The organism is Bifidobacterium scaligerum (assembly GCF_002802865.1).
In the GTDB taxonomy this organism is placed as follows: Bacteria; Actinomycetota; Actinomycetes; order Actinomycetales; family Bifidobacteriaceae; genus Bifidobacterium; species Bifidobacterium scaligerum.
Genome location: NZ_PGLQ01000001.1, coordinates 453,822 through 471,839 on the forward strand (window position 1 = coordinate 453,822; position 18,018 = coordinate 471,839).

At 55.8% G+C, this 18,018-nt stretch carries 11 protein-coding genes; all 11 read left to right on the forward strand.

Going from position 1 to position 18,018, the window contains the following annotated elements:
- The first annotated feature begins 38 nt into the window (after window positions 1-38).
- The 11 genes from CUU80_RS01845 (at window position 39) to CUU80_RS01895 (ending at window position 18,004) form a co-directional block, all read left to right on the forward strand.
- Window positions 39-1,343: an ATP-binding protein gene (locus CUU80_RS01845; RefSeq protein WP_243388598.1), complete on the forward strand. Its 1,305-nt coding sequence runs from the start codon at window positions 39-41 to the stop codon at window positions 1,341-1,343.
- Complete coding sequence (gene pglZ, locus CUU80_RS01850) at window positions 1,340-3,976, forward strand: BREX-1 system phosphatase PglZ type A (protein ID WP_100495677.1); 2,637 nt, start codon at window positions 1,340-1,342, stop codon at window positions 3,974-3,976. Before CUU80_RS01845 ends, pglZ begins: the two co-directional genes overlap by 4 nt.
- A 42-nt stretch (window positions 3,977-4,018) precedes the next feature.
- Complete coding sequence (gene brxL / locus CUU80_RS01855) at window positions 4,019-6,205, forward strand: BREX system Lon protease-like protein BrxL (protein ID WP_207760063.1); 2,187 nt, start codon at window positions 4,019-4,021, stop codon at window positions 6,203-6,205.
- A gap of 179 nt (window positions 6,206-6,384) precedes the next feature.
- The gene (locus CUU80_RS01860) at window positions 6,385-7,509 is read left to right on the forward strand and encodes a tRNA (adenine-N1)-methyltransferase (RefSeq protein ID WP_100495678.1); all 1,125 of its coding nucleotides are present in this window, start codon (window positions 6,385-6,387) and stop codon (window positions 7,507-7,509) included.
- 120 nt (window positions 7,510-7,629) lie between these two features.
- The gene (locus CUU80_RS01865; RefSeq protein WP_100495679.1) at window positions 7,630-8,187 is read left to right on the forward strand and encodes a SixA phosphatase family protein; all 558 of its coding nucleotides are present in this window, start codon (window positions 7,630-7,632) and stop codon (window positions 8,185-8,187) included.
- 116 nt (window positions 8,188-8,303) lie between these two features.
- A complete protein-coding gene (metE, locus tag CUU80_RS01870; RefSeq protein ID WP_100495680.1) occupies window positions 8,304-10,604 on the forward strand; it encodes a 5-methyltetrahydropteroyltriglutamate--homocysteine S-methyltransferase in 2,301 nt (766 codons plus the stop codon).
- Between the two features lie 209 nt (window positions 10,605-10,813).
- On the forward strand, window positions 10,814-11,659 hold the full coding sequence (metF, locus tag CUU80_RS01875; RefSeq protein ID WP_100495681.1) for a methylenetetrahydrofolate reductase [NAD(P)H]: 846 nt from the start codon (window positions 10,814-10,816) through the stop codon (window positions 11,657-11,659).
- 38 nt (window positions 11,660-11,697) lie between these two features.
- On the forward strand, window positions 11,698-14,934 hold the full coding sequence (locus CUU80_RS01880) for a bifunctional [glutamine synthetase] adenylyltransferase/[glutamine synthetase]-adenylyl-L-tyrosine phosphorylase (RefSeq protein ID WP_100495682.1): 3,237 nt from the start codon (window positions 11,698-11,700) through the stop codon (window positions 14,932-14,934).
- 156 nt (window positions 14,935-15,090) lie between these two features.
- Window positions 15,091-16,053 carry an aspartate carbamoyltransferase gene (gene pyrB / locus CUU80_RS01885; protein WP_100495683.1) on the forward strand — a complete coding sequence of 321 codons (963 nt, stop codon included), beginning with the start codon at window positions 15,091-15,093 and terminating at the stop codon, window positions 16,051-16,053.
- Window positions 16,053-16,472 carry an aspartate carbamoyltransferase regulatory subunit gene (locus CUU80_RS01890; RefSeq protein ID WP_100494048.1) on the forward strand — a complete coding sequence of 140 codons (420 nt, stop codon included), beginning with the start codon at window positions 16,053-16,055 and terminating at the stop codon, window positions 16,470-16,472. Before pyrB ends, CUU80_RS01890 begins: the two co-directional genes overlap by 1 nt.
- Window positions 16,469-18,004 (forward strand): dihydroorotase, encoded by a 1,536-nt coding sequence (locus tag CUU80_RS01895; RefSeq protein ID WP_100495684.1) that lies wholly within the window; start codon window positions 16,469-16,471, stop codon window positions 18,002-18,004. The genes CUU80_RS01890 and CUU80_RS01895 overlap by 4 nt, the downstream gene beginning before the upstream one ends.
- Window positions 18,005-18,018 lie beyond the last annotated feature (14 nt).

An 18,018-nucleotide genomic window follows, 5' to 3' on the forward strand; every position in this document is an offset into this window, starting at 1 on the left:
TCGAGTATACTCGACACTTAAGGGTAAATTCCTTGAATATGTCGAGTATGGAAGACGGTGATGCCTGCATGGTCAAAGTGCTTTACCCGCGTCCGAAATACCAATCGTTGCTTGAGCGATATCGGGATGTTGACCAGATCAAGGTGCTGCGTGGTGTACGCCGATGCGGCAAATCTGCGATACTGACCATGTATATGAGGCATCTCGTTGCAGATGGCGTGCGGTCTGAAAACATCTTCTATAAACGATTCGATGAATTCGGCATGTCTGCTATGCAGACAGTGGACGGACTGACCAAAGAACTCACCGAGGCGATGGACGCCAGCGACCGTCAATCCATGTTCTACGTGTTCCTTGACGAGATTCAAGAGGTCCCGGAGTGGGAACATGTGGTTCGTGGATTACATACCAAGGATGGCGTGGATGTGACCATCACTGGGTCGAATGCCCATTTCCTTTCATCCGATCTGGCCACGCTACTTGCCGGACGATACGTGCCGATTGACGTATACCCATTGTCATTCCGGGAATATGTGGATTTCCTGACGGCCTCAAGCGGGCAAAGTGGCAGTGTGGATGAAGCGTTCGCAACATACCTACGTTTCGGCGGCATGCCCGGACTGTTTTCCCTGAAGGAACAGGATGAAGACGATGTGACGCGCGAACTTTCGGCCGTGTTCGACACGGTCATCTTGAACGACGTGGCAAAACGACTTGGCATCCGTGACCTACCGTTGTTGGAACGACTCGTCACCTACCTGTTCTCCACATCCGGCAATCTTTTCTCCACCAGAAAAGTGACGGGCGCACTCAAAAGCGCCGGATACCGTGTCTCGCAAGACACCATCGAGAACTACATCGATGCGCTGGAACGCGCCTATATTCTCAATGGCCTGAGCCAAAGCGGACTCAAAGGCAAAGAACTGCTCAACCCGTTACGTAAGTTCTATCCGGTGGACACGGGTTTGCGTAACCTGACTACGAATTTCGCTGTTGAAGATCTCGGATTCCAACTGGAAAACGTCGTGGCCAATGAGTTGCTGAGACGTGGCAATCAGGTATCGGTCGGCGCAGTGCCAATAGAGCCATCGGGAACTACCGAAATTGATTTCGTGGCCACCAATCATCAACACCGCGCGTATTACCAGGTCACACAAAGTCTTATCGATGAGCAGGTATTCGAACGGGAGATTGCACCATTGCGAGCGGTCGGTGATTCATTCCCCAAAACGGTTCTCACCTACGACCATGCTCGTGGCGGCATTACTTCAGACGGCATTCAAATTGTTTCCATACCGGATTGGTTATTGGAGGACGGTTCCGATGGAAAGGAATTCGCATGAGCAGCGGCGAGCAGATTGGCCGATTACTGGCAGCCCGCTTTGCGGCGTTCGACGGTACGCCTCATAGCGAGGGGCGTGTGGTGTTCTGGCATGACGAACACGGTGAGTTCACGCAACTGGTGGATGAAATCGCCGGGCCGAGCTCATCGATCGAAGTGCTGCGAGACGTGGAAGTCGTGCGCGTCGAGCGCAATCCGTTCGCGTTGAAATACCGGATGCTTATCGACCAACCCACCACGAAATTCCTTGTGTACCTTCCCGGCAAATTGCCTAACAACGAGGACAATTGGCTGCTGGATCTCGAACTGGCGTACGGCCCCTTGTTCACAGCCGACAAGCTCACGATGATCATCAACGAACTGTTCCCGCATGAGGCATCCGCAGAGACGCGCGAAACATGGCTTGATATCATGCAGAGCACTAAGCAGTTCTTCGACGATGACGATCTTGTGGATGCGCTGGCGAAGCGATTGCGTGCTGAAGATGACAAGCGTGACTTCCAGGCGAAGATGATTGCTGTTCTTCTGGACTTGCCGGCGGGGGAGCACAGCTTGCAAGCCATTTGGCGCAAGCTTCTTGCACAGTATGCCCAAGATGATGCGGATGGCATCGAACGCATAGCAGCAATGGGATTGTCCGATTATCACTGGTCTGGCACCCGAGCTATCTACCGATTCGATGCCGCGCGCGAGCTCAAGCATCCCACGGTCAAGGATTTCGTACTATGGCTGTTCCGCCTGGCTTGGAATGGATTCAGTGATGCCGAGCATGGTGTCGATTATTATGCGAACATTCGTCGCGATTTCGACATGTGGCGCAACGATCCGCGCTTCACGCAGGTAATGCGAACTTTGGCCGATGATGCTTTCCGCGAGCTGTCTCTCAATACCACAGTCGTGAATATGGGGTTGGAGGAACTGGCCTCACATGACATCTTCCACGAAGTTGACGAACAACTCGTAGAACTGCTGTGTGCGGCGCTTGGCAATGAAAGCATCGCCGATAGTGATGTGCAGCGGATTGTGGAATCGCGCCGATACGGCTTATGGCATGATCATTACGCCAAGGATTATGCGATTATCGCAGCCGCCAGCGCATTGCGCGCGCAACTGCGTGCCGCACGCCCGCTTATGGAATCCATTGCATCATCACAGCAAGGTTTCCAACTCTATGCCAGTGATCTGTACCGAGCCGACGGCTGCTATCGGAAGTTCATTGCGGCGTGGAAACGAGGCAATGCTCCGTTCAGTGGTATGCCAATAGCCAAGAGTCTGGAGCAGGAATACTCCCGATACCAGGATGATTTGGCGGTCAAGTGGCAGTCGCAGATAAACACAATGCAAAACTGGGCCATCAACGAAGTCCCGTCCCAGGCTCGCTTCTATGAGCGCAATGTAAAGAAGGTGACCGACGCCAATAAGAAAATCGCCGTCATCATCTCCGATGGATTGCGTTACGAGGTCGCTCAGGAGTTCTGCGAGCGGCTTACCGCGCAAAGCCGCTGGAACGCCACGATCGAATCGCAGCTCAGCACAATGCCTTCTTATACGCAACTAGGCATGGCCGCATTGCTGCCGCATAAGACGTTGGCATTGGACGCTTCAGAGCATTACTACGTACAGGCCGACGGCAGGCCCACGGATGGCAAAGACGCACGTGCCGCTATCCTCGCTACAGTAGGCGGCAATGCCATTAAGTCAGACGATCTGCTGCATATGAAGCGGGATGAATACCGCGATTTAGTGAAACATGCAAACGTGCTGTACGTCTACCATAATGCGATTGATGCGACTGGCGATGATGCGGCGAATGAGAGCAGTGTTTTCGAAGCATGCAGTCGTACGATTGATGAGTTGGACACCATTGTCAAGCGTTTGGCCAATGCGAACGTGACCAATATGATCGTCACCGCAGACCACGGTTTCCTCTATCAGAATCATGCTGTAAAGGAATCCGAATGGCTGAGCGAGACTCCTTCCGGCGATGCGATTTGGCAGAAAAAGCCGCGATTCGTGATCGGTTCGAATCTTGCACATAAGCCGGCATTCACCACGTTTACCGCAGCACAAGTGGGATTAGACGATTCGCGCGGTGAAGGAGTGACTATTCAGATTCCCAACGGCATCCATCGTCTGCGCATTCCTGGTTCCGGCGTGCGCTACGTACACGGCGGTGCCGCGCTACCGGAAATCGTGGTGCCCATCATCCATATCAACAAGGGCCGTACAGCGGCCGGAGATGCTCGTCAAGTGGAGTTCAGGATTCTGCAAAGTACCGACCGTATCACCACCGGGCAGATTACCGTTGATTTCCTGCAAACCGAGCCAGTCGGCGGCAAAGTATCCGAGCGCACGGTACTTGCCGGATTGTGGGGTGTGGAACAGGACGGCAATGCCGTGTTGATTTCAAACGAAGTACCACTTGCCTTCTCCTCCACATCCAAGGAGATCGCCGAGCGCCACATGCCGGCAACGTTCCTGTTGACGAGCGACGCAGACCGATTCAATAACACGGTTATCGAACTTCGACTCAGTGAACGGATCTCTGGCTCCAGTCAGATGCGCACGCTCGGCATCAAAGCGGAATACCGTCTACAGCGTGGGCTCATCATCGATGACGGTTTTGACTTCTGACATTGGCTCATAAGGGGCTCTCAATGTGGGTAAGGTAGGAGTATGGCTAACGAAGAGCAAGCAGATGCTGATGGTGCCGTAGCAGATGGCGTTGGTGCCGTCCCGCCGATGAATGATCTGGACCGCAAGGTCACCAGTGAATTCTCTGGCTACACGGTACGCAAAGACTTGGTCAGTAAAGTCAAAGGCAACGCGCTGGTTCCCACATACGTACTCGAATATCTGCTCGCCAAGTTTGCGACCACCACGGATGCGAACAGCGTGCAGACTGGCGTCGAACATGTGCGTTCCATCCTTGCGGACAATTATGTGCACCGTGAGGAAGCGAACCTCATCCAATCGAAGATTCGTGAAAAGGGGCGCTATAAGGTCATCGACAAAGTGCAGGTGGCGCTCAACGAGAAACTTGACCAATACGAAGCCGCATTTGAAAACCTCGGCATCAGCAGGGTGGTGGTCGATGCGCAGACCGTGAAGAACAACCCCAAACTGCTGGTCACAGGCATCTGGTGCATGTGCACGATCGTCTACGCCTACTCGGGCGATCCCAAGGATGTTCCGTGGCGACTGCACCGACTGATGCCCGTACAAATGTCACACGATGATCGTGAGAACTATCTGGCGATGAGGTCGAAATTCACCGCGCAGGAATGGATTGATTTGCTGATGCAATCGGTCGGTTTCAATCCTGACCTGTTCTCCGACCGTGCCAAGTTGCTGCATCTGGTGCGCATGATTCCATTCGTGGAACGTAATTACAATTTGATCGAACTTGGTCCTAAGGGCACGGGCAAGTCGCATATCTATTCCGAATTCTCCCCGCATGGCATGCTGATTTCCGGTGGCGAAGTCACGGCGGCGAAACTGTTCGTCAACAATTCCAATGGACAGATTGGCCTTGTTGGATTCTGGGATACAGTGGCGTTCGACGAGTTCGCCGGCAAAACCAAAAAGGCCGACCGTGCGCTTGTAGACATCATGAAGAACTACATGGCAAATAAGTCGTTCTCGCGAGGGCGCAACACCTCCCATAACGTGCCGTACATGTTGAAGAACACCGACTTGTTCGAGGAGCTGCCGGCGCAATACCATGACCCAGCGTTTCTTGATCGTATTCACTACTATGTGCCCGGCTGGGAGTTCGAACAGATTCGTAGTGAGATGTTCACCAGCGGTTACGGTTTCGTGGTGGATTATCTGGCAGAGATTTTGCATAATCTGCGCAACGTGGATTACGGACTGGCCTTTGAAAAATACTTCGCGCTTTCATCCTCGCTCTCCACACGAGACAAGGACGGCGTGCGCAAAACCTTCTCCGGTTTGATGAAGCTCATCTATCCATCCGGCGAGGCCACGATGGATGAGATGGAGCCGTTGCTGCGCTGTGCCATCGAAGGACGCAAACGAGTCAAGGACCAGCTATGCCGCATCGATTCAACTATGGCGGAAGTCGATTTCTCGTATACACGTGTAGGTGCCGCCGAGCCGACTACTGTGCATACGTTGGAGGAGATTGAATACCCGGAGCTGTATTGGCGTGGCCGTCAACAGGGCGAAGAAGATGTCGAAGGCCCCGCTGATACCACAGTGGAGTCTGATGAAAAACCAAACCTGCCGGTTGCCGCTCCCGCTCCGGCTGCCACGGTATCTGCTGAGAAAACTTCTACAGTTACTCCGCCAGCCGCACAACCAACTGCGCAGCCGAAGCTCACACGAATCGAGCGTGCCGCTGCCGCAGCGCAGGAAGGACGCCTGACATTCACGGAAGACCAGCGCGGAGTCACCTACAACAAACTGTTTGGCGCGTTTGTGGCTGGAGCGCACAGCATCACTATTGTGGATCCATACATTCGGCTACCCCGCCAAATTCGAAATTTTGCGGAGTTCTTGGAAACGGTGTTTGCATACACCGAACGAACTGAAGAAGTGCATGTGCATCTTGTTACGGCATATACGGATGCCAAGTATGTTGATAATCAAATCGAGGATCTGAATCAGGTGCAGAATCTTTTTGGACAGCTAGGCATCGTAGTCACCTACGAGTTCAGCGACACTGCACACGACCGCTCGATCGAGACCGATACAGGCTGGATTATCGCGCTCGGACGAGGTCTTGACATTTTCCAGCAGTATGACACCAATTGGCTGAGTCCGCTCACCCGCCAGCAGCAGTTGCGCCGAGTCAGAGAGTTCTCCGTGATCTATCAACGAGCCAAGTCCAACGGATAATGCCTCTGATTGTTGATGTGAACCATATGATTGCTCATAAATCAAGCAGTCAAGTCTGCGTGAGTGCATCACAAGATTCTATGCATTACACTAAAACGGTTTGAACCGTTTGCTGTGATGGCAATGTGCGGCGAATGCGCGAGTGCGTGTTGTGCGCAGATCTGAGCGAAGGAGAATCCATGAATCCCAGGCGTGGAGCGTTTGTTGCGGGCGAGAAGGTACAGTTTACCGATCGCAAGGGCAAGAAGATCACCGACCAGCTGGTGCCGGGCGGATCCACGCAGACCGAGCATGGGCTGATCCTTCACGATGATGTGATCGGCGCGGTGGAAGGCACTGTCATCACCACCGTGCATGCCAAGCGCGAAGCGCAGATCAATCAGGTGTATCCGGAGAAAGACAAGAACAAGCCGTGGAAGTCCTCACGTGCCATCGGCGGCTGGGAGTATGCGGCCATGCGTCCGCGCCTTGCCGACTATGTGCTTTCCATGCCGCGTGGTGCGCAGATTATGTATCCGAAAGACATCGCCCAGGTGATTCAGCTTGGTGATATCCGCTCCGGGCTGCGTGTGCTGGAATCTGGCGCAGGCTCGGGGGCGATGAGTCTGAACCTGCTGGATGCTGTGGGGGAGTCCGGCCATCTGACCACCATTGAGCTGCGCTCTGAATTTGCGCGCGTGGCCGAGGCGAACGCCACATTGTATTACGGTGAGAAGCCGGCTTGGTGGCGTTTACTGACCGGTGACTTTGATTCTGTGGCAGCAGGTCTTCCCGAGCACTGGTTCGACCGCGTCATGCTCGACATGCTGGACCCTTGGAACCGTCTTGAACAGGCGTATCGCGTAATCGCTCCCGGCGGCGTGCTGGTCTGCTATGTGACCACCACCACGCAGATGAGCCGCTTGGCGGAGGCCTTGCGTGCGGACGGTTGCTGGACCGAGCCGCAGATTCAGGAGACGCTGGAACGTACGTGGAAAGCGCAAGGCTTGGCGGTCCGTCCGGATCATCAGATGATTGGTCATACCGGTTTCCTGGTGATTTCGCGTGCGATGGCACCGGGCTTCGCGGCATTGAAGAAGCGCGAACGCTATTCGAAGGACACGGTGACCGACGTGGATGAACTGACCGATGAACAACGCGAAGCACGTCTGGAAGAGCTCGAATTGAGAGATATTTCCGATCACAAGCTGCGCAAGGTGCTGCGTGATTTGGACCGACAGGTACATGAATTGGGCGAGATCGGCGAGAGTGAAGAGTCTGAAAAATGCCAGAATCCTGAGAATATTGAGCAATCCGCCGACTAATGTTCGCTTAAGGTATTTCCGATAGGCATGTGACCGTTCACAACAGGCTATAATACTGTATTCATATGTTCATGTGGTCCGATGTGAGCTGTGCAAACCTTGAAGAAAGGAAGCCTCGAAGTGGGCATCAAACTCAATAAGGTCGCTAAAGCGGCCAAGAAATACAAGCACGTTCTCATCGTCATGCGTCACGCCAAGGCCGAACCATTCGGCGAAAAAGGTGATCGTGACCGCAACTTGACCGATAAAGGACTCAAACAAGCGAAGAGCGTGGGCAAGGGCTTGGTTGCGTTGGGATTGAGTCCTGAGCAGATTTCTTGCTCATCGGCCATGCGCACGCGTCAGACGCTTGACCGCATGCTCAAGTCATTTGACGGAGAGCCGATCGTCGATTACCGCCTGAGTTTGTATGAGGGAGGCGTGCAATCCGTATTCGATGAACTATCTCACGTGAAACCCAAGATTCATGTATTCATGATTGTGGGACATGAGCCGACGGTTTCAATTGCATCCCAGTGGCTGGCCTCCGCCGATTCGGATACCGAACGTCTTGATCTGCTGAATCTTGGTCTTGCTCCGGCGTCCGTTGTCATCATGGGATCAGACAAGCCGTTCGACGAATGGCAGGTGCACAGTGGAGAGCTAATCGCCGTAATCAATGTCAAGGATTTTGACTGACATTTTCGGATGGTTATAAAATTCCTCTATAACGACACTCAAAGCGTTCTTATGGGCCTGAAACGCCGATGGTTTGATACCCTGATCGGGTTACGAACGCATACATTGGAGGATTTATGTCCACTCTGACTTCCGTCTCCGGCTTCCCCCGCATCGGGCAGAACCGTGAACTGAAGAAGATCATCGAAGGCTACTGGAAGGGTGCCAACGATCTCGCCGCTGTCAAGTCCACCGCCGCTGAGCTGCGTGCCAAGCACTGGAAGTTGCAGCAGGCCGCCGGCATTGACCTGATTCCCAGCAACGACTTCAGCTACTACGATCAGATGCTGGACACCGCCATCCTCTTGAACGTGATCCCGAAGCGTTACGAGCGTCTTGCCTTCGAGGACCAGGAAGACACGCTCTTTGCCATGGCCCGTGGCTATCAAGGCGAGAAGGGCGACGTGACCGCCCTGCCGATGAAGAAGTGGTTCACCACCAACTACCACTATCTGGTGCCTGAAGTCGAACCCGGTGAGGAGATCAAGCTCAACTCCACCAAACCGTTCGATGAGTTCAACGAGGCCAAGGCTCTTGGCATCCTCACCAAGCCGGTGTTGATCGGCCCGTACACCTTCCTGAAGCTTGCCCGCACCGATCAGGCCACCGAACTTGAATACGACAAGGGCCTCGTCAATGCGGTGGCCGCCGTCTACGCCGAAGTGCTCACCAAGTTCAATGAGCTTGGTGCCGAATGGCTGCAGCTTGACGAGCCATACCTCGTGCTCGACAAGGAGCCGGGCGACGTGGAGCTCTTCAAGACCCTGTACACCAAGATCCTGGCCGCCAAGGCTGGCGTCAAGGTGTTGCTCAACACCTACTTCGGTCACATCGCGGACGTGTACGAGACCGTAAATCTGCTCGGATTCGACGGCATTGGTCTGGATCTGAACGAAGGCCGTGAGGAGAACCTTGAAGCCGTGGCCAAGTACGGTGTGGCCTCCGACACCACCATCTTCGCCGGTGTGATCAACGGCCGCAACATCTGGCGCAACAACTACGCCACCTCCCTTGGCCTCGTGGACGCTCTCAAGCAGGTCACCGACAACGTGGCCGTCTCCACTGCATCCTCCCTGCTGCACGTGCCGTTCAGCACCGAGGGCGAGACCGGTATCCCGGCTGACGACCTCAAGCACTTCGCCTTCGCTGTCGAGAAGCTTGACGAGCTCAAGGAAGTCGCCGTACTCGCCGACGCCACCGAGGATGAGAAGAAGGCATCTGCTGCCCTTGCCGCCAATCAGGCCTTGTTCGACGGCACCCGTGTGGCCGCCGACCCGGCCGTGGCCGATCGTGTCAACGGCCTGACCGCTGACGATTATGTACGTCAGCCTGCCCGCGAAGAGCGTCAGAAGCTGCAGCGCGAGGCTCTTGGTTTGCCGCTGCTGCCCACCACCACCATCGGCTCCTTCCCCCAGACCAAGGAAGTGCGCGCCGAACGTGCCAAGCTGCGCAAGGGTGAAATCACCAAGGAAGCCTATGACGAGTTCATCAAGGCCCAGATCGACTCCTGTATTAAGCATCAGGAAGAAATCGGCCTCGACGTGCTGGTCCACGGAGAATTCGAGCGCAACGACATGGTCGAATACTTCGGCCAGAACCTCAACGGCTTCCTGTTCACCAAGAACGCTTGGGTGCAGTCCTACGGTACCCGTTGTGTCAAGCCTCCGATCGTCTGGGGTGATGTCTCCCGCGCCAAGCCGATTACCGTGGAGTGGTCTGCATACGCTCAGTCCCGCACCGACCATGTGATGAAGGGTATGCTCACCGGCCCGGTGACCATCCTGAACTGGTCCTGGCCGCGTGAAGACATCACCCACGAAGAGCAGACCAAGCAGCTGGCTCTCGCCATCCGCGACGAAGTACTTGACCTCGAAGCCGCCGGCATCAAGGTCATTCAGATCGATGAGGCCGCTCTGCGTGAGAAGCTGCCGCTCCGTAAGTCCGATTGGCATGTGAAGTATCTCGATTGGGCAGTACCGGCCTTCCGTCTGGTACACTCCGCTGTGAAGCCCACCACCCAGATCCATACCCACATGTGCTACTCCGAGTTCAACGACATCATCCGTGATATCGACGCGATGGATGCGGACGTGATCTCCTTCGAAGCTTCTCGTGGTGATCTGGTCGTGCTCGACGCCATCCACGATGCACACTTCGAAACCGAGGCCGGCCCGGGCGTCTACGATATCCACTCTCCGCGCATTCCCTCCGAGCAGGAGATCGAGGAGCGCATCTACGAGATCCTCAAGAAGATGGATGTTGAAAAGGTGTGGATCAACCCGGACTGCGGTCTGAAGACTCGTGGTAACGCCGAGACCTGGCCGAGCTTGGAGCATCTGGTGGCCGCCGCCAAGGCTGTGCGCGCCAAGCTGGGCTGAATCTAAAAGGGAGTTCCAGCGTGGGAGGCTGGGCGATATGTATGACATCCGACATACTCAAGGCCGTTTGGCCGCGCCTACGGTCGGGAGCCATACGTATCGCCCAGCCTCTATTGCGTGATTCCGCCACGAAAGCGGAACTTGATTTTGGAATGATACCGTCGTGTTTAAGACCATGCCATGGCGGTGATCGAAAAGGGAAAAACAACATGCATACCCCGATGTTTTCGCTGGAGGTATTCCCTCCGAAACGCAACGCGCCTGTCGGCACCATTTATGACACGCTTGACGGTCTTGAAGGTTTGAATCCGGATTTCATTTCCGTGACATATGGCCATGGCACGCACACGGATCGTACTGCCACCGCTCGCATCGCCCACACTATACGCAATGAATACGGTATTCCGGCTGTTGCTCATCTGACCGCCTTGTATTCCGACAAAGCGAAAGTCGATGAGGCACTGGATATGTTTGAGCAGGCTGGAGTCGAAGCCGTGCTCGCCCTGCGCGGTGATTACATCGAGGGGGAGGAGACAGTCGGTGTTTTCAAACATGCCAGTGACCTTGTTGCTTATATCCGCGAACGGAAACCTGAGTTGAAGGTGTTCGGTGCCTGCTATCCGGAAGGACATTATCAGGCGGAATCATTGGATCAGGACATCGAATATCTCAAGGTTAAGGTGGACGCCGGTGTCACTCATCTGATCTCCCAGCTGTTCTACGACAACGACGATTTCTACAGATTCATCGACAAGGCGCGTGCCGCAGGAATCGACGTACCGATTGAAGCGGGTATCATGCCGGTGCGTGGCGCGAAATCCGTGCGACGTATGGCTGAACGGAATGCTTCACGTATTCCGGAGCACCTCGCCGTCATACTTGACAAGTGGGAGGGGAACAGCGAAGCCTTGCGGACGGCAGGAATCGCGTACGCCTCCCAACAGATCGCCGATCTGGTGGCGTATGGGGTGGATGGCATTCACTTGTATTCGATGAATCATCCTGCCAGCACGCGGCGCATCTGGCATAACGTGCAGCCGTTATTCGGAGAATAAGGGCGCAATCCTGCCGCCCGGCGGTATAGTGGAATTCCATGGAACCGAAGACGACGTTCAAACCCAGTGCCATGGACCTCATCCGAGCCGGGCTGCAGGATCTCGACAGGTCCCGCTCTCTATTCGACCAGCTTAAAGTTGACGGCATTCCCGATAGCCGTCTTGTGCAACTTCTGAGCGTTCTTGCCCACGCTTGCGATCCTGATGTGGCTTTGAGCAATTTTGTGGACATCGTCAACGCCATGCAGTCCAGCGGCCGTGACCTTGATTCCATTCTGCAGGATGTATCCGCGCTTAAGCGTCTGATTACCGTGCTCGGTGTTTCCGATGCCATGGGCAAATTCATGAGATTCAAGCCCGAGCTGGTGGAAGCCGCAGCAATCGATCATTGCGATAGTCATTTGTTCAATCACGCTCAGCGACGTTCCCGCCTGTTGCAGGCGGTAGGTGCCGATCCGAGTGAAGCGGCATGCCCCGTGGCATCCAAACCGCTCGCCGAGGCGGCTACTGCGCTTCGTGCCAGCTATCGCAAACAATTGGCGGCAATCATCGCTCAGGATGCGGTGACAGATGATCCGGCTGCCATACAGCCGACCATCAGCCACGAGCTTTCGGATTTGGCGGATGCGGCGCTTGAAGGTGCGTTGGCCATTGCCAGGCATGAAGTGACAGACAGCGAACATGTACGTTTCACTGTCATCGGCATGGGAAAGCTCGGCGCGCAGGAATTGAACTATGTCTCCGATGTGGATCTCATTTATGTGGTCGAACCGGCAGACAGGGAGATCGATCATCAGACGCTTATCCGCGTGGGAACCAAGATGGGCACCATGTTGCAACGCGTTTGTCAGTCCGCCATTATGGGAGTCGCCGAACAGCCCTTATGGCAGATCGACGGAGGATTACGCCCCGAAGGCAAAGACGGACAATTGGTCCGTGTACTTGACTCACACAAGACCTATTACGAGCAATGGGCGGAAAACTGGGAATTCCAGGCCTTGCTTAAAGCGCGACCGGTGGCCGGTGATCCTGCCCTCGGCAAGGCATACATGGATATGACCCGCCCGTTTGTCTGGTCCGCTTCCAAACGCAAAAATTTCGTCTACGACTGCCAGAAGATGCGCCAGCGCGTGGAGAATCTCATTCCTGCACAGCTGAAGGATCGTGAGATCAAGCTCGGTCGCGGAGGGCTACGAGACGTGGAGTTCACCGTGCAGATGCTGCAGCTGGTCCACGGTCGCACCGATGAGACGTTGCGCACCAGTAATACGCTCGATTCCCTGCAGCGGCTTTCCGAAGGCGGCTACATTTCCCGCAAGCAAGCTGTACGCATGTCTCAGGATTACCGATTCGAACGTGTACTCGAACACCGTCAGCAGATATGGTCGTTGAAACGTACCCATCTGTTTCCTGATCTTGGCCGTGCCTCTGTGGGCGGACTGGAGAAAAAACGCGACATCGATGTAGACGAGCTCAATCAGAATCAGGAGCTGCGCCGTCTCGCCCGCACCTTCGGTCTTCACCCGGAGGAACTCGTCGAGAAATATGATGACGTACGCCGTGAAGTGCGTCACCTTCATCTCGATATCTATTACCGTCCCATGCTGCCAGTCAACGCCCAGTTGGAAAACGACCAGATCTCGCTCAGCGTAGAAGCCGCACAGGAACGATTCTCCTCGATCGGTTTCGGCGATCCTCAAGCCGCCGTCCGGCATGTTCAGGCACTTACCGCCGGTGTCGGCCGTGCCGCGAAAATCAACCGCATCATACTGCCTGCAGTACTGCAGTGGCTTGGGGAGGGGCAGAATCCAGACATGGGTCTGCTCAACTGGCGCAAACTGGAGGAGAACTTCGGCACCGAATCCGGTTATCTCGGTTTCCTGAGAGACTCCACGTCCGCGGCGCAGCGTCTGTGCCATGTGCTGTCTAACTCTCGTTTTCTAGGCGATGCTTTGAACAAATCGGTTGAATCGATTAGTTGGCTGGGCGATGACGATAACCTGAAAGCCCGCACCCGTGAGGCCCTTGATGTGCAAACGCATTCTGCACTGGAACGTTTCGGTGGCAGCATCAATGAATTCGCCACATCCGTGCGCGCCATGCGTCGCCATGAGATCGAACGCATCGGCTTGTCGTGGGTGAGCGGTGTCATCACCGATGATGCAAGCCTCAAAGCCATGACCGACGTATACGATGCCATCATTGACGCATCGTTAAGCTGGTCCATTCGTCATCAGCTCGCTCAATTCGGTGTGGAACAGGCGCCGGCGAGCATCGCCGTCATTGCCATGGGACGATACGGTGGACGAGAAGTTAACTTCAGTTCCGATGCAGATGCCATTCTTATTTATCGGCCAGCTGATGGCGCTGATGATGGTGAGGCCAACGCCTTTGCCAAGAAGGTTGTCGAAGATCTGCGCAACATTCTTCAGGGGCCCACCACTATTGAACCCAAAATCGAACTCGATCTGGACCTTCGGCCGGAAGGCAAAAACGGTCCGATTATTCGCTCTTACGCCTCATGTGAGGAATACTACGGCTCATGGGCGTCGACGTGGGAGCATCAGGCCCTGTTGCGCGCCCGATACGCAGCCGGCGACGCCGAGCTGGGCCGTGATTTCCTTATCAACATCGCGGACCCGTTGCGTTACCCAACCCAGGAGCTGAGCGACACCGAGCTGCAAAGCATCCGCAAACTCAAAGCTCGTATGGAAGCTGAACGACTGCCGCGCGGCGTGCGTCGAGAACGTCACCTCAAGCTCGGCAAGGGCGGTCTTTCCGACGTGGAATGGACCGTGCAGTTGCTGCAACTTCAGCATGCGGGCAACATCAAGGATTTGCGCGTCAACGGCACGTTGGAAGCATTGCAAGTACTGGAAGACAAGAAACTCATCAGCGCCATCGACGCAATTCAACTGCGCAAAGCGTGGACCACCTGCACGGCTGCCCGCAATGGCAATTACCTGTGGTCCGGTCGCGCCAATCAGGCGGATATCCTGCCCGATGACATGTATTCGCTCGGTGGCATCGCCGTCTACCTCGGGTATGGCGCACACCGCGGCCAACATTTCGAAAACGATCTGCTCGGTGTGATGCGCAAATGCCGTGACGTGTGCCAGCGGCTGTTCTACGGTCTAACTGAAGAGGACAATGCTGTTGCTTCAACGGTTGCTGATCGCCCGGGAGCACCCGGTGCGCCGCAAAAGCCCGCAAAGCCGCGCATGCATGTTATCGCTCCGCGTCTAGCCGCCAACCGACGTCGCGCCCAGCGATAATTTCGCGAAGTGTTGAACGGGCAGTCGCGCGATATCGAGGGTGAACACTCGGTGAACACGGCTGTCCGAAAAATGGCGTAAGTTAGATAAGGTCACATAAAGGGTGGCCACCTGTAACCACGAGCGAAAAGGTGAGCCTTGTCTAAAGAAACACCCATGGTCGGCAAAAGCGTTGTGACGCTTGACGACTTGTCTACCAATCAGATTCTCGAACTGTTGCATAAGGCCGAGTACATTGACGCCCATCGCAAGGAAGTTTCTCACACTTGCGAAGGCCGCGTGCTCGCCACCTTGTTCTACGAGCCTTCCACCCGCACCCGCCTGAGCTTTGAAACCGCAATGCTGCGTCTCGGCGGCAAAGTCATCGGCTTCGCCGGCGCGCAGTTGGCCTCAGTGACCAAGGGTGAAACGATTTCCGACACTTTGAAAACCGTGTCGAACTACGTGGACGTGGTAGCCATCCGTCACCCGAAGGAAGGTGCCGCTCTGGTGGCCTCCCGCGCCGCTTCCGTGCCGGTGATCAACGCCGGCGACGGTGGTCACATGCACCCCACGCAAACGCTGGCTGATCTGGCCACGTTGCAGTCCCGCTTCGGCCGTATCACCGACTTGACCGTGGGCCTGTGCGGTGACTTGACCTTTGGTCGTACTGTGCACTCCCTGATCGAAACCTTGTGCCGTTTTGGAAACGTTCGTTTCATCTTGATCAGCCCGGACGAACTCAAGACTCCGCAGTACGTCATCGACCGCATCAACGCCACGCTGACCTGCTCCTATGTGGAGGTGCGTGATCTGGCCTCCGTAATCGGCGATCTTGACGTGCTGTACATGACCCGCGTGCAGAAGGAGCGATTCTTCAACGAAGACGACTACCTGCGTCTGCGCGACACCTACATTCTCGATGAGGACAAGCTCTCCCTCGCCAAGCCGCATATGGCCGTGCTGCACCCGCTGCCGCGCGTCAACGAAATCGCTGTGGAAGTGGATGATGACCCGCGTGCGGCCTACTTCGAACAGGTCAAGAACGGCATGCTCATGCGCATGGCCCTCGAAAGCTCCGTGGTAGGCGATGACCTGCCCGGCTACGAACCGCTCAACCCCAAGGAGGTGCAAGCCTGATGGAAGTCACCAGCATCGTCAACGGCATCATCATCGATCATGTGCCGGCCGGTACCTCACTGAAGGTGTTGGAATACCTGAAGATCGACCCGTCCAAAACCAAGCTTGCGCTGATCATGAACACCACATCCAAGCGCTTCGGTTCCAAGGACATCATCAAAATCGAAGACGACAAGGATATCGATCTCGACGTGCTCGGTTTCGTAGCACGTCAGGCCACCGTGGATGTGGTACGCGGAGGGCACATCGTGGAAAAGAAACAGCCGCACCTGCCCGAGCATGTTGTGGGCGTGATCAAGTGCGTGAACCCTCGCTGTGTGACCACCAGTGAGCATGACATCAAGCAGATGTTCCACTTGGTGCACTCCGATCGCCTTGAATACCGATGCGATTACTGCGACGAGGAAGCCAAACTGTGAGCATCACCCTACGCAACATCAAGGTCTGGAACACCGGCGAAATCATCGATTTGGTAGTTCCGGGCCTTGCCGACGCCTACTTCGCCGATACCGACACCGTGCACGATGGTGCCGATATCGATGCCACGGGATTGACCGTGGCCCCCGGCTTCGCAGACCCGCATGTACACTTCCGCGACCCCGGCCAAACCTATAAGGAATCAATGATTTCGGGCTGCCGTGCATCTGCTTCCGGTGGGTACACGAACGTGCTCATCATGCCGAACACGCTGCCTGCGCTCGATGGTCAGACGATCACTGCTTCTGATGCAGAAGCCGACAAGCCGGGCGCACGCGAAGTGCGCGAGGCCGGCTTCAGCAACGTCATCGATTTCCTCCAGAACTACGACGCCGCACACAATGTGAAACTCCCGGTTCGCTACGACCTGTGCGTCTGCGCATCTAAGGATCGTGCCGGCAAGGAAGCAAGCGACACCGCCGATTGGCTCAAATACGTGCCCGGATTCGATGACGATGCCAAAACCCCGGCCATGAACGAGCACCCGGTCACAGCCATCAGCGATGACGGTGCCGCGGTGCCTGAGCCGATTCTGGATCAGGTGCTGGCCAATGCCAAGACTTCAGATTTGTATCTGATCGAGCACTGCGATCATCACGATACCGGTGCCGTCAATGAAGGCCCGGTTTCTCATAAGCTCGGCGTTCCCGGCATTCCGGAAGATACCGAATTGAAGATCGTGGCCCGCGATATCGAGGCCGCACGCCGTACCGGCATCCACGTGCACTTCCAGCACGTGAGCACCGCGATTTCGTTCGAAGCCATCCGCAAAGCCAAGGCCGAAGGATTGCCGATTACCTGCGAAACCGCACCGCACTATCTGGCCCTGAGTGATGAGGCGCTGCTCGAATACGGCACGCTGGCCAAGATGAATCCGCCGCTGCGTTCCGAAGCCGACCGCAAAGCAACCATCGCGGCCATCGCCGATGGCACGGTCGATTTGCTGGCCACCGATCACGCTCCGCACACGATGGATGAGAAGGCGTTGGGCTTCCTCGAAGCCCCCAATGGCATCATCGGCTTGGAATGCGCGTACGGCGTATGCCACAAGGTGCTGGTGGATGGCGGGCACATTTCGGATGAGCGACTGATCGAGCTCATGTCCGTAGCACCGGAAGCACTGATGGGTCATGAGGCCACGGATATCGCCGCGCTTGTGGAGGACTGGGCCGAACCCGCACCCACCGGTGACGATCCGGAAGCGGTGATCGCCGAGGAGACTGCAGAGACTTCTGCGCACGGGGCAGAGGGTCGGGCCTGCAAACGGGAAGGCGTAAACCGGCTGCTCGACCTGAGCCGCGTGGATGATGCCGGGCACGTCGATCTGGCCATCCTGAACACCGATGCGGAATGGACCGTGGACCCGGAACAATTCCACTCCGCAGCACGCAACACCCCATTCGGCGGCTGGAAGGTCACCGGACGCCCGCTTGCCACCGTCATCGGCTCCCAATTCATGTTCAGCCGTCTGTAAAAATGAAAGGACTT